The organism is Nocardioides anomalus, from assembly GCF_011046535.1.
GTDB lineage: Bacteria > Actinomycetota > Actinomycetes > Propionibacteriales > Nocardioidaceae > Nocardioides > Nocardioides anomalus.
The window spans coordinates 200,805-220,573 of record NZ_CP049257.1 but is presented as its reverse complement, the minus strand read 5'-3'; the positions used below and the strand labels follow the sequence as shown (position 1 = coordinate 220,573).

22 protein-coding genes are annotated in these 19,769 nt (G+C 73.2%); 7 read left to right on the top strand and 15 right to left on the bottom strand.

From position 1 onward, the window contains the following. Window positions 1-4: 4 nt before the first annotated feature. From G5V58_RS01210 to G5V58_RS01190, 5 genes are all read right to left on the bottom strand, one after another. Entirely contained in the window at window positions 5-670 is a 666-nt protein-coding gene (locus G5V58_RS01210) for a response regulator (RefSeq protein WP_165228033.1), read from the bottom strand. A gap of 13 nt (window positions 671-683) precedes the next feature. Beyond that, the gene (locus G5V58_RS01205) at window positions 684-1,871 is read right to left on the bottom strand and encodes a sensor histidine kinase (RefSeq protein WP_165228031.1); all 1,188 of its coding nucleotides are present in this window, start codon (window positions 1,869-1,871) and stop codon (window positions 684-686) included. Window positions 1,872-1,982: 111 nt separating this feature from the next. Beyond that, a complete protein-coding gene (locus G5V58_RS01200) occupies window positions 1,983-3,542 on the bottom strand; it encodes a Y-family DNA polymerase (protein ID WP_165228029.1) in 1,560 nt (519 codons plus the stop codon). Continuing rightward, window positions 3,535-4,665: an FUSC family protein gene (locus G5V58_RS01195; protein ID WP_165228027.1), complete on the bottom strand. Its 1,131-nt coding sequence runs from the start codon at window positions 4,663-4,665 to the stop codon at window positions 3,535-3,537. The genes G5V58_RS01200 and G5V58_RS01195 overlap by 8 nt, the downstream gene beginning before the upstream one ends. A 70-nt stretch (window positions 4,666-4,735) precedes the next feature. Next, window positions 4,736-4,912 carry a hypothetical protein gene (locus tag G5V58_RS01190; protein WP_165228025.1) on the bottom strand — a complete coding sequence of 59 codons (177 nt, stop codon included), beginning with the start codon at window positions 4,910-4,912 and terminating at the stop codon, window positions 4,736-4,738. A 183-nt stretch (window positions 4,913-5,095) separates the two neighbouring features. On the opposite strand from G5V58_RS01190, the gene G5V58_RS01185 reads away from it, so the two are divergent. Beyond that, window positions 5,096-6,496, top strand: coding sequence for a WS/DGAT/MGAT family O-acyltransferase (locus G5V58_RS01185; RefSeq protein WP_165228023.1), 1,401 nt, complete (start codon window positions 5,096-5,098; stop codon window positions 6,494-6,496). Here G5V58_RS01185 and G5V58_RS01180 read toward each other — a convergent pair. From G5V58_RS01180 to G5V58_RS01170, 3 genes are read right to left on the bottom strand one after another with little or no spacing between them, the layout of a single operon-like run. Next, window positions 6,493-7,665: a site-specific DNA-methyltransferase gene (locus tag G5V58_RS01180; RefSeq protein ID WP_165228021.1), complete on the bottom strand. Its 1,173-nt coding sequence runs from the start codon at window positions 7,663-7,665 to the stop codon at window positions 6,493-6,495. The two genes, G5V58_RS01185 and G5V58_RS01180, sit on opposite strands and share 4 nt — an antisense overlap. A 3-nt stretch (window positions 7,666-7,668) precedes the next feature. Continuing rightward, window positions 7,669-8,397, bottom strand: a complete 729-nt coding sequence (locus G5V58_RS01175) for a hypothetical protein (protein WP_165228019.1) — start codon at window positions 8,395-8,397, stop codon at window positions 7,669-7,671. Then, entirely contained in the window at window positions 8,394-8,936 is a 543-nt protein-coding gene (locus G5V58_RS01170) for a DUF6318 family protein (RefSeq protein WP_165228018.1), read from the bottom strand. Before G5V58_RS01170 ends, G5V58_RS01175 begins: the two co-directional genes overlap by 4 nt. 186 nt (window positions 8,937-9,122) lie before the next feature. Between G5V58_RS01170 and G5V58_RS01165 the strand changes: the two genes are divergently transcribed. Together G5V58_RS01165 and G5V58_RS01160 are read left to right on the top strand one after the other, a co-directional pair. Continuing rightward, window positions 9,123-9,935 carry a matrixin family metalloprotease gene (locus G5V58_RS01165; protein ID WP_165228017.1) on the top strand — a complete coding sequence of 271 codons (813 nt, stop codon included), beginning with the start codon at window positions 9,123-9,125 and terminating at the stop codon, window positions 9,933-9,935. Between the two features lie 27 nt (window positions 9,936-9,962). Further along, a complete protein-coding gene (locus G5V58_RS01160; protein WP_165228016.1) occupies window positions 9,963-11,153 on the top strand; it encodes a phosphodiester glycosidase family protein in 1,191 nt (396 codons plus the stop codon). A gap of 3 nt (window positions 11,154-11,156) precedes the next feature. On the opposite strand, the gene G5V58_RS01155 is transcribed toward G5V58_RS01160, so the two are convergent. Beyond that, the gene (locus tag G5V58_RS01155) at window positions 11,157-11,690 is read right to left on the bottom strand and encodes a hypothetical protein (protein WP_165228015.1); all 534 of its coding nucleotides are present in this window, start codon (window positions 11,688-11,690) and stop codon (window positions 11,157-11,159) included. Between the two features lie 49 nt (window positions 11,691-11,739). Here G5V58_RS01155 and G5V58_RS01150 point away from each other — a divergent pair, with 49 nt between their 5' ends. Further along, window positions 11,740-12,327, top strand: coding sequence for a mismatch-specific DNA-glycosylase (locus tag G5V58_RS01150; RefSeq protein WP_230486985.1), 588 nt, complete (start codon window positions 11,740-11,742; stop codon window positions 12,325-12,327). Here G5V58_RS01150 and G5V58_RS01145 read toward each other — a convergent pair. Further along, window positions 12,324-13,508, bottom strand: a complete 1,185-nt coding sequence (locus G5V58_RS01145; RefSeq protein WP_407939768.1) for a glucose-1-phosphate adenylyltransferase — start codon at window positions 13,506-13,508, stop codon at window positions 12,324-12,326. The genes G5V58_RS01150 and G5V58_RS01145 overlap by 4 nt on opposite strands. Window positions 13,509-13,683: 175 nt before the next feature. On the opposite strand from G5V58_RS01145, the gene G5V58_RS26310 reads away from it, so the two are divergent. Both G5V58_RS26310 and glgA read left to right on the top strand, forming a co-directional pair. After that, window positions 13,684-13,818, top strand: coding sequence for a hypothetical protein (locus G5V58_RS26310; RefSeq protein WP_268991254.1), 135 nt, complete (start codon window positions 13,684-13,686; stop codon window positions 13,816-13,818). Between the two features lie 41 nt (window positions 13,819-13,859). Continuing rightward, window positions 13,860-15,077 (top strand): glycogen synthase, encoded by a 1,218-nt coding sequence (gene glgA / locus G5V58_RS01140; protein WP_165228012.1) that lies wholly within the window; start codon window positions 13,860-13,862, stop codon window positions 15,075-15,077. Here glgA and G5V58_RS01135 read toward each other — a convergent pair. Continuing rightward, entirely contained in the window at window positions 15,059-15,562 is a 504-nt protein-coding gene (locus G5V58_RS01135; RefSeq protein ID WP_165228011.1) for a hypothetical protein, read from the bottom strand. The genes glgA and G5V58_RS01135 overlap by 19 nt on opposite strands. Window positions 15,563-15,703: 141 nt before the next feature. On the opposite strand from G5V58_RS01135, the gene G5V58_RS01130 reads away from it, so the two are divergent. Continuing rightward, window positions 15,704-16,363 carry a hypothetical protein gene (locus tag G5V58_RS01130; protein WP_165238487.1) on the top strand — a complete coding sequence of 220 codons (660 nt, stop codon included), beginning with the start codon at window positions 15,704-15,706 and terminating at the stop codon, window positions 16,361-16,363. Here G5V58_RS01130 and G5V58_RS01125 read toward each other — a convergent pair. The 4 genes from G5V58_RS01125 to G5V58_RS01110 are packed head-to-tail and all read right to left on the bottom strand — an operon-like array spanning window position 16,349 to window position 19,613. After that, a complete protein-coding gene (locus G5V58_RS01125; protein WP_165228010.1) occupies window positions 16,349-17,740 on the bottom strand; it encodes a GntP family permease in 1,392 nt (463 codons plus the stop codon). The two genes, G5V58_RS01130 and G5V58_RS01125, sit on opposite strands and share 15 nt — an antisense overlap. Beyond that, entirely contained in the window at window positions 17,737-18,240 is a 504-nt protein-coding gene (locus G5V58_RS01120; protein ID WP_165228009.1) for a gluconokinase, read from the bottom strand. Before G5V58_RS01120 ends, G5V58_RS01125 begins: the two co-directional genes overlap by 4 nt. A gap of 22 nt (window positions 18,241-18,262) precedes the next feature. Beyond that, window positions 18,263-18,634 (bottom strand): DUF427 domain-containing protein, encoded by a 372-nt coding sequence (locus tag G5V58_RS01115; protein WP_165228007.1) that lies wholly within the window; start codon window positions 18,632-18,634, stop codon window positions 18,263-18,265. Window positions 18,635-18,668: 34 nt separating this feature from the next. Then, the gene (locus tag G5V58_RS01110) at window positions 18,669-19,613 is read right to left on the bottom strand and encodes a DUF1707 domain-containing protein (protein WP_165228005.1); all 945 of its coding nucleotides are present in this window, start codon (window positions 19,611-19,613) and stop codon (window positions 18,669-18,671) included. Between the last annotated feature and the right edge of the window lie 156 nt (window positions 19,614-19,769).

The window sequence follows — 19,769 nt, the reverse complement described above, 5'->3', positions numbered from 1 at the left end:
CGGCTCAGCGGCCGGGCTGCACCAAGCCGTTCTGGTAGGCCCAGACCGCCGCGTGCAGCCGCGAGCGCACGCCGAGCTTGGGCAGCATCCGGGCCAGGTGCGACTTCACCGTGGAGACTTCGACGACCAGCGTGCGCGCGATCTCCTCGTTGCTCATCCCCTCGGCGAGCAGCAGCAGGATCTCGAGCTCGCGCGGCGTGAGGAGCTCGGTCGCCCGCGCCGCCGTCACCGGCTGGGTCGCGCGGCGGCTGACCAGCTCGGCCAGCACCCGCTTGGTCAGCTCGTCGGCCAGGGTGCCGTTGCCGGCCGCCACCGACCGGACCGCCGCGACCACCTCCTCGGGCTCGGCGTCCTTGAGCAGGAACCCGGACGCGCCGGCCTCGAGGGCCCCGAAGAGGTACTCGTCCACGTCGAACGTGGTCAGGATCAGCACCGGCACCGGCTCCTCGACCCCCGGCCCGCACAGCTGCCGGGTGGCCTCGATCCCGTCCAGCACCGGCATCCGGATGTCGAGGCAGGCCACGTCCGGCCGGAGCTCGTGGGCCGCCTCGACCGCGGCCCGGCCGTCGCTCACCGCCGCCACGACCTCGAGGTCCGGCTCGGCCTGGAGCATCGTGGTCAGGCCGGTGCGCACGAGGGCCTGGTCGTCGGCCACCAGGACGCGGATCACCGGGTGAGCCTAGTCAGCCGCGGGGCAGCCGCAGCTCGACCAGCCACCCGCCCTCGGGCGTCGGTCCCGCGCTCAGCTCAGCGCCGGTCAGCTCCGCGCGCTCCCGCATCCCGACCAGCCCCAGGCCGCCGCCGGGCCCCGCGTCCTGGCCCGCGCCGTTGCGCACGCTCACCACGACCTCGCGCTCGCCGCGGTCGTCGACCACCACCTCGCACGGCGCTCCCCCGGCGTGCCGGGCCGAGTTGGCCAGCGCCTCCTGCACCGTGCGGTACGCCGACAGCTGGGCCAGCGGCCCGACGCCGGCGCCCACTGCGCCCGTCTCGTCGACGGTGTCCACCGTGAGCCGGACGTCCGCGCCCGTGCGCCGGGCCGCCTCGACCAGCGCACCGACACCCGCGAGCGTCTCCTGCCGGTCGGCGTCGTCCGCCGGACCCTCGCGCAGCAGCGTGACCAGGCCGCGCAGGTCGCGCAGCAGCTCCTTGCTGTGCGCGCGGACCTCACGGACCGCCGCCTTGGCGCCCTCGGGGTCGGTGTCGATCTGGCGGGCGAGCGCGCCGGTGACCATGGTGATGCCGGACAGGTGGTGGGCCGCGATGTCGTGGAGCTCGCGGGCCATCGCCGTACGCTCCCGCGCGACCGCCACCTCCACCAGCGCCGCCTGCTCGCGCCGCAGCGCCTCCAGCCGCTCCTCCCGGGCGGTGCTCACCTCGCGGCGGGCCCGCACGACGGCACCGACGAGGACGGCCACGCCCACGGTGCCGACGCCCTGCACCAGCCCGCCGCTCACCGCCGGCCCCACGTCGCTCCCGGCGTCCACCTGCGCGAGCACCTGACCCAGCGCCACCAGCGCGGCCGCCGCCGCCAGCCAGCCCCACAGCTCGCGCAGCGGCTCGCCCACCACGAGCAGGAAGGTCGCCACCAGCACCGCCACCGACGTGACGCCGACCGCGTCCTGCAGGCCCACCAGCGCGCCCGCCGGCGCGCCGAGCGCCACCGCGACCACCGCGCCGCGCGGGATGGCCGGCTGGCGCTGGAGCACGGTCGCCTGGAGGGTGATGACCATGAGCCCGAGCCACCAGGCCGGGCCCGCGAACTCGGGCACGGCCGCCAGGCCCTCGGGGTCGCCCTGCGCGGCGAGCGGCACCGCGGCCAGCAGTGCCACCGCGACCACCCAGCAGCCGACCGCCACCTTCAGCCGCACCTCGTCACCCTCTCACGCGGTCAAGCCGCACGCCTCGGCCAGAAGGTGCAACCGCCGGGCTTGCGTCCTCGGTCGGCATCGCGTCGTCGCGTGCGGTCGCGGCGCGTCCCCTCAGTAGCCGCCCTCGGGCGCCACCATCTCCAGGCGCACGCCGAGCAGCCGCACCGGCCGGTCCCGCTCCACCCGGTCCAGCAGGCTGACCGCCCGCTCGGCCAACACTTCGGGGTCGTTGCTCGGCTCGCCCAGGGTCAGGCTGCGACTCACGGTGAAGAACGGCTTGTAGCGCAGCTTCAGCCCGACCCGCGCCGCCGCCCGGCCCTCGCGGTCGATGTCCTCGACCACCTGCCGCGTCAGCCGCCGCACCTCCGCGGCGATCCGGTCCCAGTCCTCGAGGTCCTCCTGGAACGTCGTCTCCCGCCCGTGCGCCCGCGGCACCCACGGCGCCGCCGACACGACGCTGTCGCTGACCCCGCGCCCCAGGCGGTGGTACCACGGCCCCATCGTCGGCCCCAGCTCCGCCGCCAGCACCCGGGCGTCGCTCGCCGCGAGCTGCTCGACCGTCTCGATCCCCAGCGCACTCAACCGCTTGGCCGTCTTGCGCCCGATCCCCCACAGCGCCGTCGCCGGCCGCTCGCCCATCACCTCGAACCAGTTCTCGGCCGTCAGCACGAACGAGCCCCGCGGCTTCCCGAGGTCCGTCGCGATCTTGGCCCGCAGCTTGTTGTCCCCGATGCCCACCGAGCAGTGCAGCCGGGTAGCCGTGAGCACGCGCGAGCGGATGTGGGCGGCGAAGGCGATCGGGTCCGGGTCGTCGAAGCCGACCACCGCCGAGGCGTGTGAGACGGCGTGCGCGAGCTCGGTGCCCGCGACCAGCGTCGGCTCCTGCCCGGGCCCGCCCGCGCCCGGCGTACCGCCTGCTGTGGGGGCCTGGTCCGCGGCCGCAACCCCGGCGGGCCCGCCCCCATGGCCGGGCGAGGACCCACCCGGGGCCCCCCTCCCCGGCCCTGGGGGTGGGGCCCCCTTCCCCGGCCCCGGCCCCGGCCCCGGGGGCGGGGCCCCCGTCCGCGTCCCCAGGGGCGTGGCCCTGGCCGGTTCTCCCACGGGTGGGAGGCTCCCCTGCCCCGCCTCCACCACCGGTGTTGGTTCGTCGGCCGACGGCGCTGCGCCGTCGGCGTCGGTCATGCTGTCGGCCGCCAGCTCGTCGGCGGCGCCGGCCCAGGGGCGGCCGCGGCCGAGCTGGGCGCCGCGCTGGTCGGGCTCGTCGCCCGGCCGCGGGCCGGCGGCCAGGAACGCCTCGTCCCAGCCGAGGACCTCGAGCACGACGGGCCGGCCGCCCCACTCGAGCGCGCGCAGCGTGTCCATGACCTGCTCCGAGGCCTCGTCGTACGCCGGTCGGTCGACCGGGAGGAAGACGGCGTCCGGGCACTTGCGTGCCGCGATCCGCAGCGCCATGCCGGAGCCGACGCCGTACTGCCTCGCCTCGTAGGACGCCGTCGACACCACGCCGCGCTTGGTCGGGTCTCCGTCGCCGCCGACGATCACCGGCCGGCCGGCGAGCTCGGGGTGGCGCAGCACCTCGACCGCGGCCAGGAACTGGTCGAGGTCGACGTGCAGCACCCAGCGCTCGATCGGGACCACGCCGTCCCGACTCACCTGGGCCCGGTCAGTCATCGGTCGAGTCGGAGGACGGCTCCCACCTCGGGGGCGGGGGCAACGCCTCGGTCGACTCGATCTGGTTGAGGCCGGTGAGCAGCAGCAGGTCGACCACGACGGAGCGCAGCTGGGCCAGGATCACCTCGGCGCTCATCTCGTCGGCCCGCTCGACCAACCCGGAGGCCTCCCCCACCAGCACCAGCGCGTCGCGGGCGGAGACGGCCATCCGGTCGGCGTGGAGCTCGTCGGCCACCATGTCGGCGGCGTCGGCGAGGTCGAAGGCGAGCAGCGAGTACGACTTCGGCACGCTCCGGTGGTGGTACGCCGCCACCGCGGTCTGGCGGACCAGGACGCGAGTGCTGCGCAGGGCGCGGTCGAGCGGCTCGACCAGCTCGGCCATCCGGCGGATGTCCTTGCGGTGCCGGACCCGGAACGGCGAGGACGACACGACGGCCATGCCCTCGTCGGCGGCGTCCTGCAGCTCGCGGATCAGGTAGTCGGTGGACCGGGCGTCGGCGAGCAGCTCGAGTCCGCGCGCGGCCACGCCGTCGACCATCACCTCCCCGGCGGCGCGCAGCAGCGCGGCGACCTTGCGCACCACCTTGGCGGCGTTCTCGCGGGGTCGGCGCAGCGCGGCGGCGGGCACGACGGTGGCGGCGACCAGAGCGACGCACCCTCCGATCAGCGCGTCGCTCCACCGCACGAACGCCTGCGACGGCGGCGGCGCCAGCGCGGAGATGATGATCGACTGCACCATCGCCTGGGTCACGAACATCTGTCCGCTCGTGATCACCAGGGCGATCGACATCGACAGCGCACAGACGACCGTCAGCTGCCACCAGCCCGACCCGAGCAGGATCGCCAGCAGGTCGGCCATGAGCACGCCGAGCGCTACGCCCGTCGTCACCTCGGCCACGCGGCGCAGCCGCTGGCCGTACGACGTCCCGAGGCTCACCACCGCGGCGACCGGCGCGAAGAACGGGCGCTGGTGCCCGAGCAGGTCGGCGGCGATCAGCCAGGCCACGCCGGCGGCGATCGCGCACTGCGCGATCTGCCACCGCTTGTCGGCCACCCGCGAGAGCCGGGAGCGCACGGATTCGCGCCCCCGGTCCCACAGCTGGTCGATCGGCGCGACCTCCATGTCGGCCGATGGTGCCATGCCGCCCGCGGCGACCCGGCGGGGACGGGCGGGACGGCGGACGACGGCCCGGTCACGGGCTCGTCAGCGCGACCGGCGCCAGGGTCGTCGTACCCGCTGGTGCGGCCGCCGCCCAGAGTGCGACGGCGGCCGCGGCGCCGCAGGCGAGCAGCACGAGGGAGCGGAGCAGGTGCACGGTGTCCTCCCGAGAGGTCGAGGTGAGGACGACGCTAGGGACGACCGCGGACACGTGGAGCCCGGTGCGGGCGGCCTGTGGAGAAGTCGCGGGTGTGGGCCGGTTGTGGAGAGAACGGGGTACTGCTCGACGGGGGTTGTGGCGCCCGTCACGGCGCGGGATCATCGGACGCCGCTCGCCCGCGAGACCAGGCGAGCACGCACCAGCGCACCCGAGCGCGCACAGTGAAGGAGTCCGGTGGCCACTCCGATCGACCCCACGTCCACGGCGTTCCTCCTCGCGGAGAACCGCCAGATGCCGATGCACGTCGGCGGGCTGCAGCTGTTCGAGAAGCCCGAAGGCGCCGGCAAGAACTACACGCGCGAGATGTTCGAGCAGATGCGCGACGTCGAGGAGATCCGCCCGCTCTACCTCAAGCACCCCCACCGCTCGATCCGCACCGGCGGCCAGCTGGTCTGGAAGGACGACGACCAGTTCGACATCGAGCACCACCTGCGCCACAGCGCGCTGCCGAGCCCCGGCCGGGTCCGCGAGCTGCTCGAGCTCTGCGGTCGCCTGCACTCGACCCGCCTCGCGTGGGAGCGCCCGCTCTGGGAGACCCACGTCATCGAGGGGCTCAAGGACGGCCGGGTGGCGATGTACTCCAAGCTCCACCACGCCCTCGTCGACGGCGTCTCCGCCATGCGCCTGCTCCAGAGCGTGCTGAGCACCGACCCGGACGAGCGCGGCATGCCCGCACCGTGGGGCGCGAACGCCGGCAGCGGCCGCAGCAGGAAGCCGAAGCAGGAGTTCACCCTCTCCGAGGTCCCGATGACCGCCCTGCGCGGCGCGCTCGGCCTCACCGCCGAGGCCGCCGGCATGCCCGCGGCGTTCATCAAGACGCTGACCAAGAGCGTCCGCAACGAGACCAGCGCCCTGTCGCTGTACGCCCCGCGCACGATCTTCAACCAGAAGATCACCGGCTCCCGACGTTTCGCCGCCCAGGACTGGCCGGTCGAGCGGCTGCGCGCGATCGGCAAGGCCAGCGGTACGACGCTCAACGACGTCGTGCTCGCCATGTGCAGCGGCGCCGTGCGCACCTACCTCGAGGAGCTCGACGCCCTCCCCGACAGCCCCCTCGTGGCCATGGTCCCGGTCGGCCTCAACGCCAAGCAGTCCGACAGCGCCTCCGACAAGGGCGGCAACGCCGTCGGCGCCGTCATGTGCCAGCTGGCCACCGACCGCGACGACCCGGAGGACCGCCTCACGTCGATCCACCGCAGCATGAAGGACGGCAAGGACGCGCTCGAGTCGATGACGCCCGCGCAGATCCTCGCCATGAGCGCGCTCGGTCAGGCGCCCGCGATCCTCACGCCGATGCTGCGGATGCAGGGCATCATCCGGCCGCCGTACAACCTCATCATCAGCAACGTCCCCGGCCCGCGCACGACGCACTACTGGAACGGCGCCAAGATGGTCGGCACCTACCCGCTCTCCATCCCCATCAACGGCATGGCGCTCAACATCACCTGCACGTCGTACGACGGGAAGATGGCCTTCGGGCTCACCGGGTGCCGCCGCACCGTCCCGCACCTGCAGCGACTGCTGACCCACCTCGACGACGAGGTCGCCGCGCTCGAGAAGGCCGCCGGCGTCTAGCGCTCGTCCAGCCCGCCGCCGTACCGCTCCGCCACCGCGCGCAGCCGTGCCCGGGTGACGTCGGCGACCGTGGCCAGGCCTGCCGCGTGCGCGTTGGAGCCGACCCGCGTCGGCTCGGCGAGGTTGACGCTGAGGCACTGCCGCGTCCCGCCGTCCTCGGCGTTGACCATCGCCACCGCGTGGCCCGTCGTACCGCTGCCCGCGAACGGGTCCAGCACCACCACGTCGTCCGGCATCGTCGACAGGACCCGCCTGAGGAGGCCGGTGGGCTTGGGCGACTCGAAGACGTGGCCCACCAGCTCCTTGAGCTCGGCCACCGCGGTGTCGGTCGAGCCGATCTCCTCGGCCAGCCAGATCGTGCGCAGCTTCTTGCGGCGCCCGCCCGGCACGTCGCGGTGCAGCCAGTCCTTCTGGAACACGTCGACCCGCTCGCCCCGCCGGCCCTGGACCCGCCGGCACACCAGGTCGCCGGGCTGCGCGTCGATCTTGGGCCGGCTCCAGCGCCACACGGCCGGCGTACCGTCCCCGAACACCGGCAGCACCTCCACCCCGCCCTCGAACGGCGTGCTCCGGACCAGCCCGCTGTCCGGGTCGCCGTACACCGGGAAGTGCAGGGTCCGCGCCGTCACCGGGTTGAACTTCTTGTTGGTGTTGCGCAGCGGCAGGTGGCGGTACCGGCGCCCGTCCCCGTCCCGCAGCGGGAAGTCGCTCTCCACCACCGCCTCGCTGCTGCTGGCGTCGAGCACCGTGCGGCGCGCGTCCTTGGCGTAGGCCAGGAGGTACTCGTGGCTCGTCGCGAACCCCCGCCCCAGCTGCCGGCCCTTCGGGTTGAGGTTGACCACCACCTGGGCCAGGAAGTTGGCCTCGCCGAACACCTCGTCCATCAGCAGGCGCAGGTGCGCCGCCTCGTTGTCGTCGATGCTGACGAAGACCGCGCCGGTCTCCTTGAGCGCGTCCCGCACCACCTCCAGCCGCGGCCGCAGCCAGGCCACCCACGCCTCGTGCCGACTGCGGACCCCGTCACCGCGGATGTCGTCGGCGTACGCGAAGTCGTTGCCGGTGTTGTACGGCGGGTCCGCGTAGACCAGGTCGATCGGGCCGTACTCCGCCGCGAGCCGGGGCACCACCTCGAGGTTGTCACCCTCGACGAAGGTGTTCCACGGCCGCACGCGTCAGTTGTAGCCCACCAGCACCGGCGTCGCCGTGAGCACCTGCAGGTCGACCGCCGCGCCCGCGATCGTCACCGTGCCCGGCACGTCGCGCCACGGCCCGCCGTTGACCCGGAACTGCGCGGTGTACGTCGTGTCGACGCTCGGCGCGACGTGGCCCTTCTTGCGGTAGGCGTGGGTGACGTCGAGCGCCGGGAACGGTGCCCCTGGCTCGGTCGTCGCCGACGACTCGCCGTCACCGAACTGCCAGGTGAAATGCGCCGGCGTGATGTGGAGGTCCACGCGCTGGCCGAGGAGGGTCACGGCGGTGTCGAAGGGCTGCGTCGTCGTGAAGAAGTTGGTGTCGAAGTTGACCAGCGTGCGGCCGTTGGGCGGTTCAACGGTCAGAACGCTGGGTGGGAGCGGTACAAACTTCAATGCAGCCGCAACCAGATCCCCTGTCACTTCTGCCTGACCGGGCTCCGAGGGCTCGTCGCAGAACTTGAACGGATCTATCCCGACGGAGATTGCGGTGCTGACGCAGATGCCGTCGAGATTGGAGTCCCGCGGGCCGTTGTCGAGGTGCCCGACATCAGTCACCACGTCCGGAGGCGGACAATTCACATGACTGATAGCGATACCGCCGTTGACTTGCTCGCCGTCCGCGCTGGTAGAGCATCCAGCGGCGTTTGCCGCTGGTCCGATGACAACGAGCGAAGCAAAGAGACACGCGCAGGCGACCAGCCGGTTCACGACAGGGATCCAACAAGGGAGATCAGCCACTCGCCTGTGTCATTCACGAGCTCGAAGGCAAACAACCGATTCGCGGGTGCGTACGTAGTTGGCGCCGCTCCCGCAGACGTCACAGTCATCCCACCGGCTATGTGAATCCCGACGTTAATTCTGACCGGGTTTGCGTCGGCGTCTTGCACCCTTGCCCGAACGATGGACCACTTGCCGCCCTCGAAGTGTCCCCCGGCGCCAACTATCTGATCGATGCCATCGGGATAGTCGTCGCATCCCTGACACGCCTCTGCTGCAAGCTCCCGCAAAGCCGTCGTATCGCCTGAGGCCAAGGCATGGTTCTGAGCATCGACCCAGGCGCGAACCGTCTCCTCTGGCGATCTGGGTTGGGCGACTGGCGAGGTGGTCGCCGTCTGCGAGGGCGGGGACTCGACCGATGTAGCCGAGGGCGTGGGGTCGGCGACCTTCGGCTCGGGGTCGTCGTCCTGGCAGGCCGAGAGGAGCACCGCTGCCGCCACGGCAGCCAGCGCGAGACGCGTCCGGGTCATCAGGGTCCTTTCCCGAGAAGGAGAACCTTGACTGGACCGTACCGAAGTACGACGCGCCTGACGACCCGGAGAGATCCGGTCTGTGGACAGCGGGCCGACGGTGGGTGTGGGGCGGTGGGCGAGAATCGGGGGGTGGGGGGATCTCGGCGCGCGCGCCGCGCGGAGCGGCGGTGGCGGCGGGAGGCGATGCGGAGGCTGGAGGAGCTGGACCGCGTCGACCGCGAGCACGGGCTGGGGGCGGCGGTGCCGGTCGGGTCGGGTGAGCGGCGGCACCGGCGGGGGCGGCGGGGGCGGGACGGGCGGCGTACGACGGGGCCGGTGCTGCCGGGACTGCTGGTGAGCGGGGTGCTGGCGGGAGTGGTGATGTTGCACGACCCGGGGATGACGGGCTACCGGCTGCGGCAGCTGGCCGACCAGCTGACGGGGAAGGACGCAGGGTCGTACTCGTTCGTGGTCGAGACGGGGGCGGGCGACCCGGTGGGGTGGGACCACTGCTCGCCGATCCGGTACGTCGTCAACCCGGAGGGCGCCCCGGACGGGTGGGAGCGGATCGTGCGGGCGGGCGTGGAGACGGTGAGCGAGGCGAGCGGGTTCGACTTCCAGTACGACGGGACGTCGGTGGACCGGTCCTTCGAGGGCCGGCGCGTGGACCCGGACTCGCCGCCGCCGGTGCTGGTGGCGTGGGCGGACGACAGCGAGGTGCCGGACCTGGCGGGGTCGACGGCGGGGATCGGCGGGAGCACGCCGCAGCAGGTGGGCGGACGGGTGCGGTTCGTGACCGGGCTGGTGGTGCTGGACGCCGACGCGTACGCGCGGATGGAGGCGACCGGCGACGAGCAGTCGCAGGTGCTGATCCTGGCCCACGAGCTCGGGCACGTGCTGGGCCTGGACCACGTCGACGACGTGGACGAACTGATGAACGCCGAGTACGTCGGGCAGACCGGCTTCGGCAGCGGTGACCTCAGGGGACTCGAGAAGCTGCACGCGCTCCCCTGTTGAGGGCGCTGAGCGCCCTACCCTCAGGGCATGGGTCGGCTCGGGGTGCTCGCGGTCGGCCTCGTCCTGGCGACGACGGCCGGCCTCACGACGGCCCCGGGCTGGGCCGAGCCGCCGCAGACCTCCGACGGCGCACGCGGCGAGCGCGCGCTGCCGCTGCCCGCGGCGCTGCGGGCCGAGGACACGTGGACGACGCTGGTCACCTACCCGGTGGCACCGGGCGTGAGCTTCGAGCAGTTCACGCTGACCGGCGCCCGGGGCGTGACGCGCGGCCAGCTGGTGCGCATCGACCCGGCGACGCCGGGGCTCGGCCTGGACGTGGTGGCCGGCGCGGACGTCGCGGCGCGGCAGCCGGTCGCGGACGTGGTCGACCCGGACGCCGTGGTCGCGGTCAACGGCGACTTCTTCGACATCCGCGACACCGAGGCGCCGCTCGGGGTGGCTCGGGACCGGGACCGCGGCGTGCTGAACGGCGTCCAGAGCGGGTGGAACAGCGCGTTCTGGATCGACCCAGCCGGCGTACCGCACCTGAGCGACGTGTACGCCGACGCGGTCCTCCGCCAGCGACCCGGCCTCGACGTCACCACCGTGAACTCGCCGTCGGTGCGGCCGGGCGGGATCGGCCTGTACACGCGGGCGTGGGGCAAGCTGCGGAGCTACCGCGTGACCGACGGCCAGCGGCGCGGCGTGCGGATGGTCATCGTGAAGGGCGGGCGGGTGACCGCGAACCAGCGGACCTTCCCGCGCCGCCTCGGCGTGCGCGACCTGGTGCTGGTCGGGCGTGGTCGCGGGGCCGGCGAGCTGGCCCGGATCCGCGTCGGGCAGCGGCTGACCGCGGACGTGACGCTGTCCGAGGACGCCGCGGTGGTCCTCACCGGCAACACCTACATCCTTCGCGACGGCGTCCGGATCTCGCGCGGCGACGTCGACCTGCACCCGCGCACCGCGATCGGCCTCGACCGCGACACCGGTCAGCTGCTGCTCCTGGTCGTCGACGGCCGCCAGGACTTCAGCCGCGGGCTGACCATGAAGGAGATGGCGCAGCTGTTCGAGCGGCTCGGCGTCGAGGACGCGCTGAACCTCGACGGCGGCGGGTCCTCGATCATGCTCGTGCGCCAGGCCGACCAGTCGCTCGCCGTGGCCAACTCGCCCTCGGACGGACACCCGAGGCCGGTCGCGAACGGCCTCGAGGTCACCTACGACGCGGTGCCCGCGAGCTGAGCCTCACCCGACCGCGGAGGCCGGCACGAGGACCAGTGCGACGGTGGTCATCGGCGCGAAGCACTCCCGCTTGGGGTCGGGCACCTTCTCGGCGATCACCTGCAGCGCACCGGCGTTCTCCACGACCTGCACCTGGTCCGGGGCGTCGCAGCCCACGTTGACGACCGCGCCGTACAGCTGCATGTCGTCTGGTACGGCGGCGCCGGCCACCGCCTGCTCCACCGACGCCTGCAGGGGCTCGGTGAAGGCCGCCACGAACTGCTGGACCGCGGGGTCGTCGGGGAGCGGCACGGCCTCCGTGGAGACGTCGCCCCGGGCCGCCGTCTCGGTGAGGGTCGTGACGAGCTCGAACTCGACCGGGTCGCCCGGACCCGGCCTGTCGTCGCCGCCCGGGGAGTCCGAGGAGCTCGGGGTGGGGGTGGCCGAGCGCGGCGGGTCGTCGGCGACCGTGCCGGAGTCGTCGCCGCACGCGGTCAGGCCGGTCAGCAGGACGGCGAGCAGGACGGTGGGCAGGACGGTTCCGAGAGGGTGGCGCATGACCCTTGGGACGGTAGCGTCCCGAGCCCGGTTCCGGCAGGCTGCGCCGGTGCCCCCTCCCCGCCGCACGTTCACCCGCGCCGAGCTCGAGGCGTTCCGCGACGCCGAGGTGCCCGACCTGCTGCCCGAGCCCGGCCAGCCGTTGCGCCTGCTCTTCGTCGGCATCAACCCCGGACTGTGGACGGCCGCGGTGCAGACCCACTTCGCTCGACCGGGCAACCGGTTCTACCCGGCCCTGCTCCGCGCCGGCATCATCGAGCGCGCCATCGACCCCGCGTCCGGGATGACCGACGAGGACCGCGACTACTTCCGCGCCCGCGGCCTCGGCATCACCAACGTCGTCCCGCGGGCCACGGCCCGGGCGGACGAGCTGACGCCGGAGGAGTACCGCGCCGGCGGTCAGCGGCTCGTCGAGACCGTGGAGCGCACCCGGCCGGGCGTCGTGGCGGTCGCCGGCATCACGGCGTACCGCGCCGCCTTCTCCGCGCGTCGCGCCGTCGTCGGTCGCCAGCCCGAGCCGCTGGCCGGCGCCGAGCTGTGGGTCGTCCCGAACCCCAGCGGCCTGAACGCCCACGACACCGTGGAGTCCCTCGCCGCGGCGTACGCCGAGCCGGCGCGGGCCGCCGGGATCCTCTAGAGGTCGGGGAAGGCCTGGTCCTTGCCGAGCACGGTGAGGCCGTCCTGGACGAGGAAGCCGCGCTTCTCGTCCAGCACCGGGTCGACGCCGACCTCGGCGCCGGGCGGGACGACGACGTTCTTGTCGATGATCGCGTTGCGCACGACCGCGCCCTCGCCGACCCGGACGTTGTGCAGCAGCACCGAGCCCTCGACGCGTGCCCCGCTGGCCACCCGGACGTCGGGTGAGAGCACCGAGTGCAGGACGGTGCCGCCGCTGACCACCACGCCGGGCGAGAGCACCGCCTCGTCGGTGACCGCCTTGGTGCCGTCGCCGCCCTGGACGAGCTTCGCCGGCGGCTGCGGGCCGTAGGAGGTGAAGATCGGCCAGTCGAAGTTGTACATGTTGAAGACCGGCAGCGGGGAGACCACGTCCATGTGGGCCGCGTGGTACGACGCGAGCGTCCCCACGTCGCGCCAGTAGCCCCGGTCGCGCTCGGTCGAGCCCGGGACCACGTTGTCCTTGTAGTCGTAGACGCCGGCCTGGGCGCGCCGCACGAACGCCGGCACGATGTCGCCACCCATGTCGTGCTTGGAGCCGTCCGTGGTGGCGTCGCGGGTCACGGCCTCGACCAGGGCGTCGGCGTCGAAGACGTAGTTGCCCATCGACGCCAGCACCTCGCCCGGGCTGTCCGGCAGCCCGACCGGAGCGGTCGGCTTCTCCAGGAACTCCCGGATCCGGGTCGGCGCCTCGGGCTCGACGTCGATGACGCCGAACTGGTCGGCCAGCGAGATCGGCTGCCGGATCGCCGCCACCGTGCACGCCGCGCCGCTCTCGACGTGCTGGTCGACCATCTGGGAGAAGTCCATCCGGTAGACGTGGTCGGCGCCGACCACCACCACGATGTCGGGCTTCTCGTCGCGGATGAGGTTGAGCGACTGGAAGATCGCGTCGGCGCTGCCGAGGTACCAGTGCTTGCCCACGCGCTGCTGGGCCGGCACCGGCGCGACGTAGTTGCCGAGCATCGTCGACATCCGCCAGGTCTGGGTCACGTGCCGGTCCAGGCTGTGCGACTTGTACTGCGTCAGCACGACGATCTGCAGGTAGCCGGAGTTCACGACGTTGGAGAGCGCGAAGTCGATGAGCCGGTAGATCCCCGCGAACGGCACCGCCGGCTTGGCCCGGTCGGCCGTCAGCGGCATCAGCCGCTTGCCCTCCCCACCGGCCAGGACGATCGCGAGCACCTTCGGTCGCTTGACGGTCACGTGGTCACCGTAGCCCCGCGCCCCGCTCAGGTCAGCCCAGGTCAGCCCAGGTCAGCCCGCGGATTGCCGCGTTCTCGCCCGCCGGGACGCCGGTCGTGCCAGGGTCGGTGGCATGACCGTCCCGGCCTGGCGGATCGCCGTCATCCTCGTGCTCGGACTCGCCCTCGCCGTCTCGGCCCTGCTCAGCACCCGGGCCGCCGGCGAGGACCAGGCCAGCAGCGCGGGCGCCCGCACCGCCACCCGCTGACCACGGCCGGCCCGCGGTCGGCGCGGAGTAGCGTCACGCCCGTGCGTGTCGACGTCCTGAGCAAGGAGTACCCGCCCGAGATCTACGGCGGCGCTGGCGTGCACGTCGCCGAGCTGGTCCGCGCGCTGCGGGCCCGCGACGACCTCGAGACCCGCGTGCACGCCTTCGGCGCACCCCGCGACGAGGCCGGGACGGCGTCGTACGCCGACCTGGCCGAGCTCGCCGGCGCCAACGCGGCGCTGCGGACCCTCGGTGTCGACCTGGCCATCGCCGACGGCTGCGCGGGCACCGACCTCGTGCACTCCCACACGTGGTACGCCAACCTCGCCGGCCACCTGGCCGGCCTGCTGCACGGCGTGCCGCACGTGGTCACCGCCCACTCGCTCGAGCCCATGCGCCCGTGGAAGGCCGAGCAGCTCGGCGGTGGGTACGCCGTGTCCTCGTGGGTCGAGCGGACGGCCTACGAGGCCGCGGCCGCGGTCATCGCCGTCTCCGCGGCCATGCGCGAGGACGTGCTCCGCTCCTACCCCGCCGTCGACCCCGACCGGGTGCACGTCGTGCACAACGGCATCGACACCGAGCTCTGGCGTCCCGCCCCGAACCCCGACCGGGTCCGCGAGCTCGGCGTCGACCCCGACCGGCCGTCGGTGGTCTTCGTCGGGCGGATCACGCGGCAGAAGGGCCTGCCGCTGTTCCTGCGCGCCGTCGCCGAGCTCCCGCCCGAGGTGCAGGTCGTGCTGTGCGCCGGCGCGCCCGACACCCCCGAGATCGAGGCCGAGGTGGTCGGCCTCGTCGACGGCCTGCGCCAGACCCGCAGCGGCGTGGCGTGGATCGCCGACATGCTGCCCCGCGCCGACGTCGTCGCGCTGCTGACCGGCGCCACGGCCTTCGCCTGCCCGTCGATCTACGAGCCACTGGGCATTGTGAACCTCGAGGCGATGGCGTGCGAGACGGCGGTCGTGGCCACGGCGACCGGGGGCATCCCCGAGGTCGTCGTCGACGCGCACTCCGGGCTCGGCGCGGCCGGCGCCGAGGCCACCGGGCGCCTGGTCCCCATCGACCAGGCCACCGACGGCACGGGCACGCCGCTGGACCCGGACCGCTACGTCGCGGACTTCGCCGCCGCCCTGACCGAGGTCGTCAGCGACCCCGACCGCGCGCACGAGCTCGGACGGGCCGGACGGCGCCGGGCCATCGAGGACTTCAGCTGGGCCGCGATCGCGGACCGGACCGTCGAGGTCTACCGCTCGGTGCTCTGACGCCGCCTCCGCTCTTCAGTTGTCGGGTGACCGGCCAGCTGCACCACCTCCCCCCGGTGTCGTCGACGCGGCGCGGCGAGGGGCAGCAGGTCGTCGTCGAGCGGCGCCACCCGCACCCGCCGGCCGGCCGCCACCAGCAGGCGCGGCCCGCCCAGGCCGCCGAGCAGCACCTCCCCGTCCACCCGGTGGCCACCCGGCAGCCCGATCCGCTCGGCCCGCGCGAGCGCGTCGCGGGCCACCGGCGCCAGCACCTCGCGCACCAGGAACCGCAGCCACCCCGCCGGGTCGCCGCCGGGTCGCGCCTCGGCGACCAGGCAGCAGCCGCCCGCACACGGCAGCCACGGCGAGCGCCGGCCGGGCTGCCCGGGCCACACCCGCCGCGGGCCAGCGCCCACGCCGGCCAAGCCGGCCACCACCTCGACCTCGGACGCGGTCAGGGGTGGGGCGACGGACACGACCTGGGACTGGTCATCGGGGTGGAGCACGAGTCCTCCTCTCGCAGGGACACCACGACCCTCCCCACCGGCACCGACAGCCGCCGGACAGCGGCGAGCGCCCTGGGGACGACCGCCCCCGACAGGGACACCTGTGGACGCCAGGTGGCTAGGTTCGGGCCCGTGAAGCTGATGTACGCCGCCTGGGGCGTCGCACCCGACACCCTTCGTGACGAGCGGCTGCAGAGGCGACTGGCCGGCGCCGGCGCGACGCGCCTCCAGCTCAACCTCGACGACGAGGACGTCGCCCCCGCGATGCGCCTGAGCACCGGCGCCGACCCCGTCCGAGCCGTCGTCACCGTCTGGGCCGACACCGACGAGCCGACGCGCGTCCTGGCCGAGGAGATCGAGCGGCTCGCCGGCTGGGAGGTCGACGAGCGTCGCCCGCTCGAGCCGCCGGCGACCGTGGACGGCGTCCGCGCCGACGCCCTGGCCAACGTCGCCGTGCTCACGAAGCCCGACGACCTGGACCGCGACGTCTGGCTGCACCGCTGGCTGGTCGAGCACACGCCCGTCGCGCTCGCGACCCAGGCCAGCACCGGCTACGTGCAGAACGTCGTGACCCGAGCGCTGACGCCGAACGCCCCACGACGAGTGGACGCCCTCGTCGAGGAGCTGTTCCCCACCGCGGGCATGACCGACATCCACGCCTTCTACGGCAGCGGCGGCGACGACCGGGAGCTGCAGCGCAGGCTGGACACCCTGATGGCCAGCGTGGCCAGGATCGGCTTCGACCGCGACATCGACCTGGTGCCGTCCAGCCGGTACGTCTACCGGCTAGACGACCAGTGAGACCAGGAGCACGAAGCCCAGGCCGGAGACCGACAGCACCGTCTCCATCAGCGACCAGGTCTTGATGGTCTGACCGACGGTCAGCCCGAAGTACTGGTTGACCAGCCAGAAGCCCGCGTCGTTGACGTGGGAGAAGAACACCGACCCGGCGCCGATGGCCAGCACGACCAGCGAGACCTCCGAGGTCGACATGCCGGAGACCAGATCGATGACCAGCGAGGACGCGGTGATCGTGGCGATCGTGGCCGAGCCCGTGGCCAGCCGGATGAGCACGGCGAGCACCCAGGCCAGCAGCAGCACCGAGACGTTGGCGTCGCGCGCCCAGTCGGCCAGCAGCGTCCCCACGCCACTGTCGACCAGCACCTGCTTGAAGCCACCGCCGGCCGCGACGATGAGCAGGATGCCGGCGATCGGCGGCAGCGACGCGGTGACCGTCCCCGACAGCGTGTCGCGCGACATGCCGACGCGGATGCCGAAGGTCACCAGCGCGACCAGGACGCCGATCAGCAGGGCCACGAACGGCTCGCCGACCACGTCGAAGACCTGCTGCACGGTGTCCTCGGGGTCGTCGATGACGATGTCGGCGACCGACTTGGCCAGCATCAGCACCACCGGCAGCAGGATCGTGCCGATCGTGGTGCCGAACGACGGCCGACGCTCGGCCGGCACCGGCTCGCGGTCGCCGTCGCCGAACGTCGACGGCGCCTCCACCTGCACCCACCGTCCGGCCAGCGCACCGAACAGCGGACCGGCCACGATCACCGTCGGTACGGCGACCAGCAGGCCCAGCCCCAGCGTCACCCCGAGGTCCGCGCCGACCAGGTCGATCGCGGTGACCGGGCCGGGGTGCGGCGGCACGAACCCGTGCATCGCCGACAGGCCGGCCAGCGCCGGGATCCCGATGGTGATGACCGACATCTGGGCCCGCCGGGCCACCAGGTAGATGACCGGCATCAGCAGCACCAGGCCGATCTCGAAGAACATCGGCAGCCCGATCACCGCGCCGACCAGCGCCATCGCCCACGGGAGCGCCCGGGGCGAGGCGCGCCCGACGATGGTGTCGACGACCTGGTCGGCCCCGCCGGACTCGGCCAGCAGCTTGGCGAAGATCGCGCCGAGCGCGATCAGCACGCCCACCCCCGCGGCGGTGTCGCCGAAGCCCCCGCTGAACGAGTCGAGCACGTCGAGGAGGTTCTCCCCCGCGATCACCCCGACCACGAGCGCGCCGAGGATCAGGGCGAGGAACGGGTTGAGCTTCACCACGGTGATGAGCACGACCAGCAGCGCGATGGCCACCAGCGTGCCCGTGATCAGCTGCCATCCCGGTGCGACCGGCTCCGGCAGGTCGTCGGCCAGAGCGATGATGAACGGCGTCATGACTCCTCCTCCAGGCGACTCTGGACGACGTACTGCTCGACGATCTCGTCGATGCTGCCGGACACGTCGAGGACGTAGCCGCCCTCGTCGGGCGCGAGCGGCTCGAGGGTCTCGAACTGCGACGTCAGCAGCGACGCGGGCATGAAGTGGCCCGGGCGCGAGGCCTGCCGCTTCTCGATGACGTCACGACCGCCCTCGAGGTGCAGGAAGACCACCGAGGAGCAGTGGTGGCGCAGCTGGTCGCGGTACTTGCGCTTGAGCGCCGAGCACGCGATGACCCCGCCGCCCTCGTGGTCGGCCAGCCACTCACCGATCCGCTCGAGCCAGGGCCAGCGGTCGGAGTCGTCCAGGGCGTCGCCCCGCGACATCTTGGCGACGTTCTCGGGCGGGTGGAGGTCGTCGGCGTCCTCGAAGGGCACGCGCAGCCGTCCGGCCAGGGCCGCACCGACGGTCGACTTGCCCGAGCCGGAGACGCCCATGACCACGATCGGGTCGGTCATGGGCGGGCAGTACCCGAAAGGGTCAGTCGACGCTGATCGAGACCTGGTCGGGGTAGAACGCGACGTGGCCCGCGATCTGGTCCACGGCGTCGTACGGCGCCTCGTAGGTCCACACCGCGTTGTCGGCGCGCTCGCCGTCGACGACCAGCGAGTAGTAGCCGGCCTCGCCCTTGTAGGGGCAGTACGTCGCGTGGTCGGTCCGCTCGAGCACGGCCGGGTCGACGTCGTCGAGGGGGACGTACTGAACGGGCGGGTAGGACGCCTCCTGCAGCGTCAGCGCCCGGGTCGTGTCGGCGACGACGTGGTCGCCGCGGGTCACGACGACCCTCGAACCGGTGGGGGTGACGGAGATGGGGTGGCTCTCGTCGGGGATCAGCCGTGGCCTGTCGCTCATGACCAGCCCAACAGCGCGAGCCGTCCGGGGATTCCTACTGCGCCGCGTCCGAGTCGTAGACGATCGTGCCGTCGAGGTGCGCCACGACGTAGGTCGTCTCCGAGAAGTCGTTGCTGGCGTAGGCGCTGATGGTCGGGCCGGTCGGGTCGACGCCGCTGACGATGGCGTACCAGCTCGTCGGGTCCTCGACGCGGGCGCGGACGGTGGTGAGCAGGTCGACGATCGTCTGGGGGTCGACCAGGCTGAGGTCGACCTGCGCCTCGCTGCTGCTGCCGCGCGAGTCGTTGCGCGAGAGGGTCTCGCCGTCCCAGTACCAGGACTCGTAGCGCTCGTTGACCCCGGTCGGCACCTCGAGCACGGCGTAGCGCGGGTAGATCGCCGTCGTGAACGTGTAGCTCGCGCCGGTCTCGTCCTTGAGCGCGTCGACCATCGCGTCGTAGCCCTCGACGGTGTGCACGTTGACGCCGCCGTCGCCGGGCGCCTGGCCGGGGAGGTACGTCGTCTCGTCGGTCGGGCCGGCGCTGCCGAAGTCGGGCAGGGAGTCGCGCGCGCTGACGAACGCGATGATCGCGCCGGCCACCGGCACCACGATCGACAGCAGCACGACCAGCGCGACGATCCCGCCGATGGCCTTGCCGCCCTTGCTCGCCAGCTGGGCGATCTCGGGAGCCTCACCGGAGCCGGGACCGTAGTTGACCAGCGGCCACGGCTGCTGCGGCTGGGCCGGCGCCGGCGCGGCCGGGACCGGCGTCTGCGGCGCGCCGACGCTGACCGCCGGCGGCGCCGTGACCGGGGCGGACGCCAGCTGCAGGTCGCGGGTCTGCAGGTCGAGCTCCTGCATGGTCAGCGCCTGGCGCAGCTGGGCCACGCGCATGTCGTGGTCGGCCTGGACGATGCGGCCGGATCTGAGTGCGTCGTCGACCAGCTTGATGGCGTCGTCGCGCGCTCTGCCGCTGGCGCGCTCGTCGGGCGAGGTCACGGCAGCAACGTAGTGGACACCACCCCCAGCGGTGAGTAGCACAGAAGGGGGGTCCGGACCGGCCCCGCGGGCGGTCCCAGCGCGGGCCTGGCTCGACCTGCCCGAGAGAGGCCGAGGCGCACGTCCACACTTCCCCGATGACGAGGACCGCCGGCG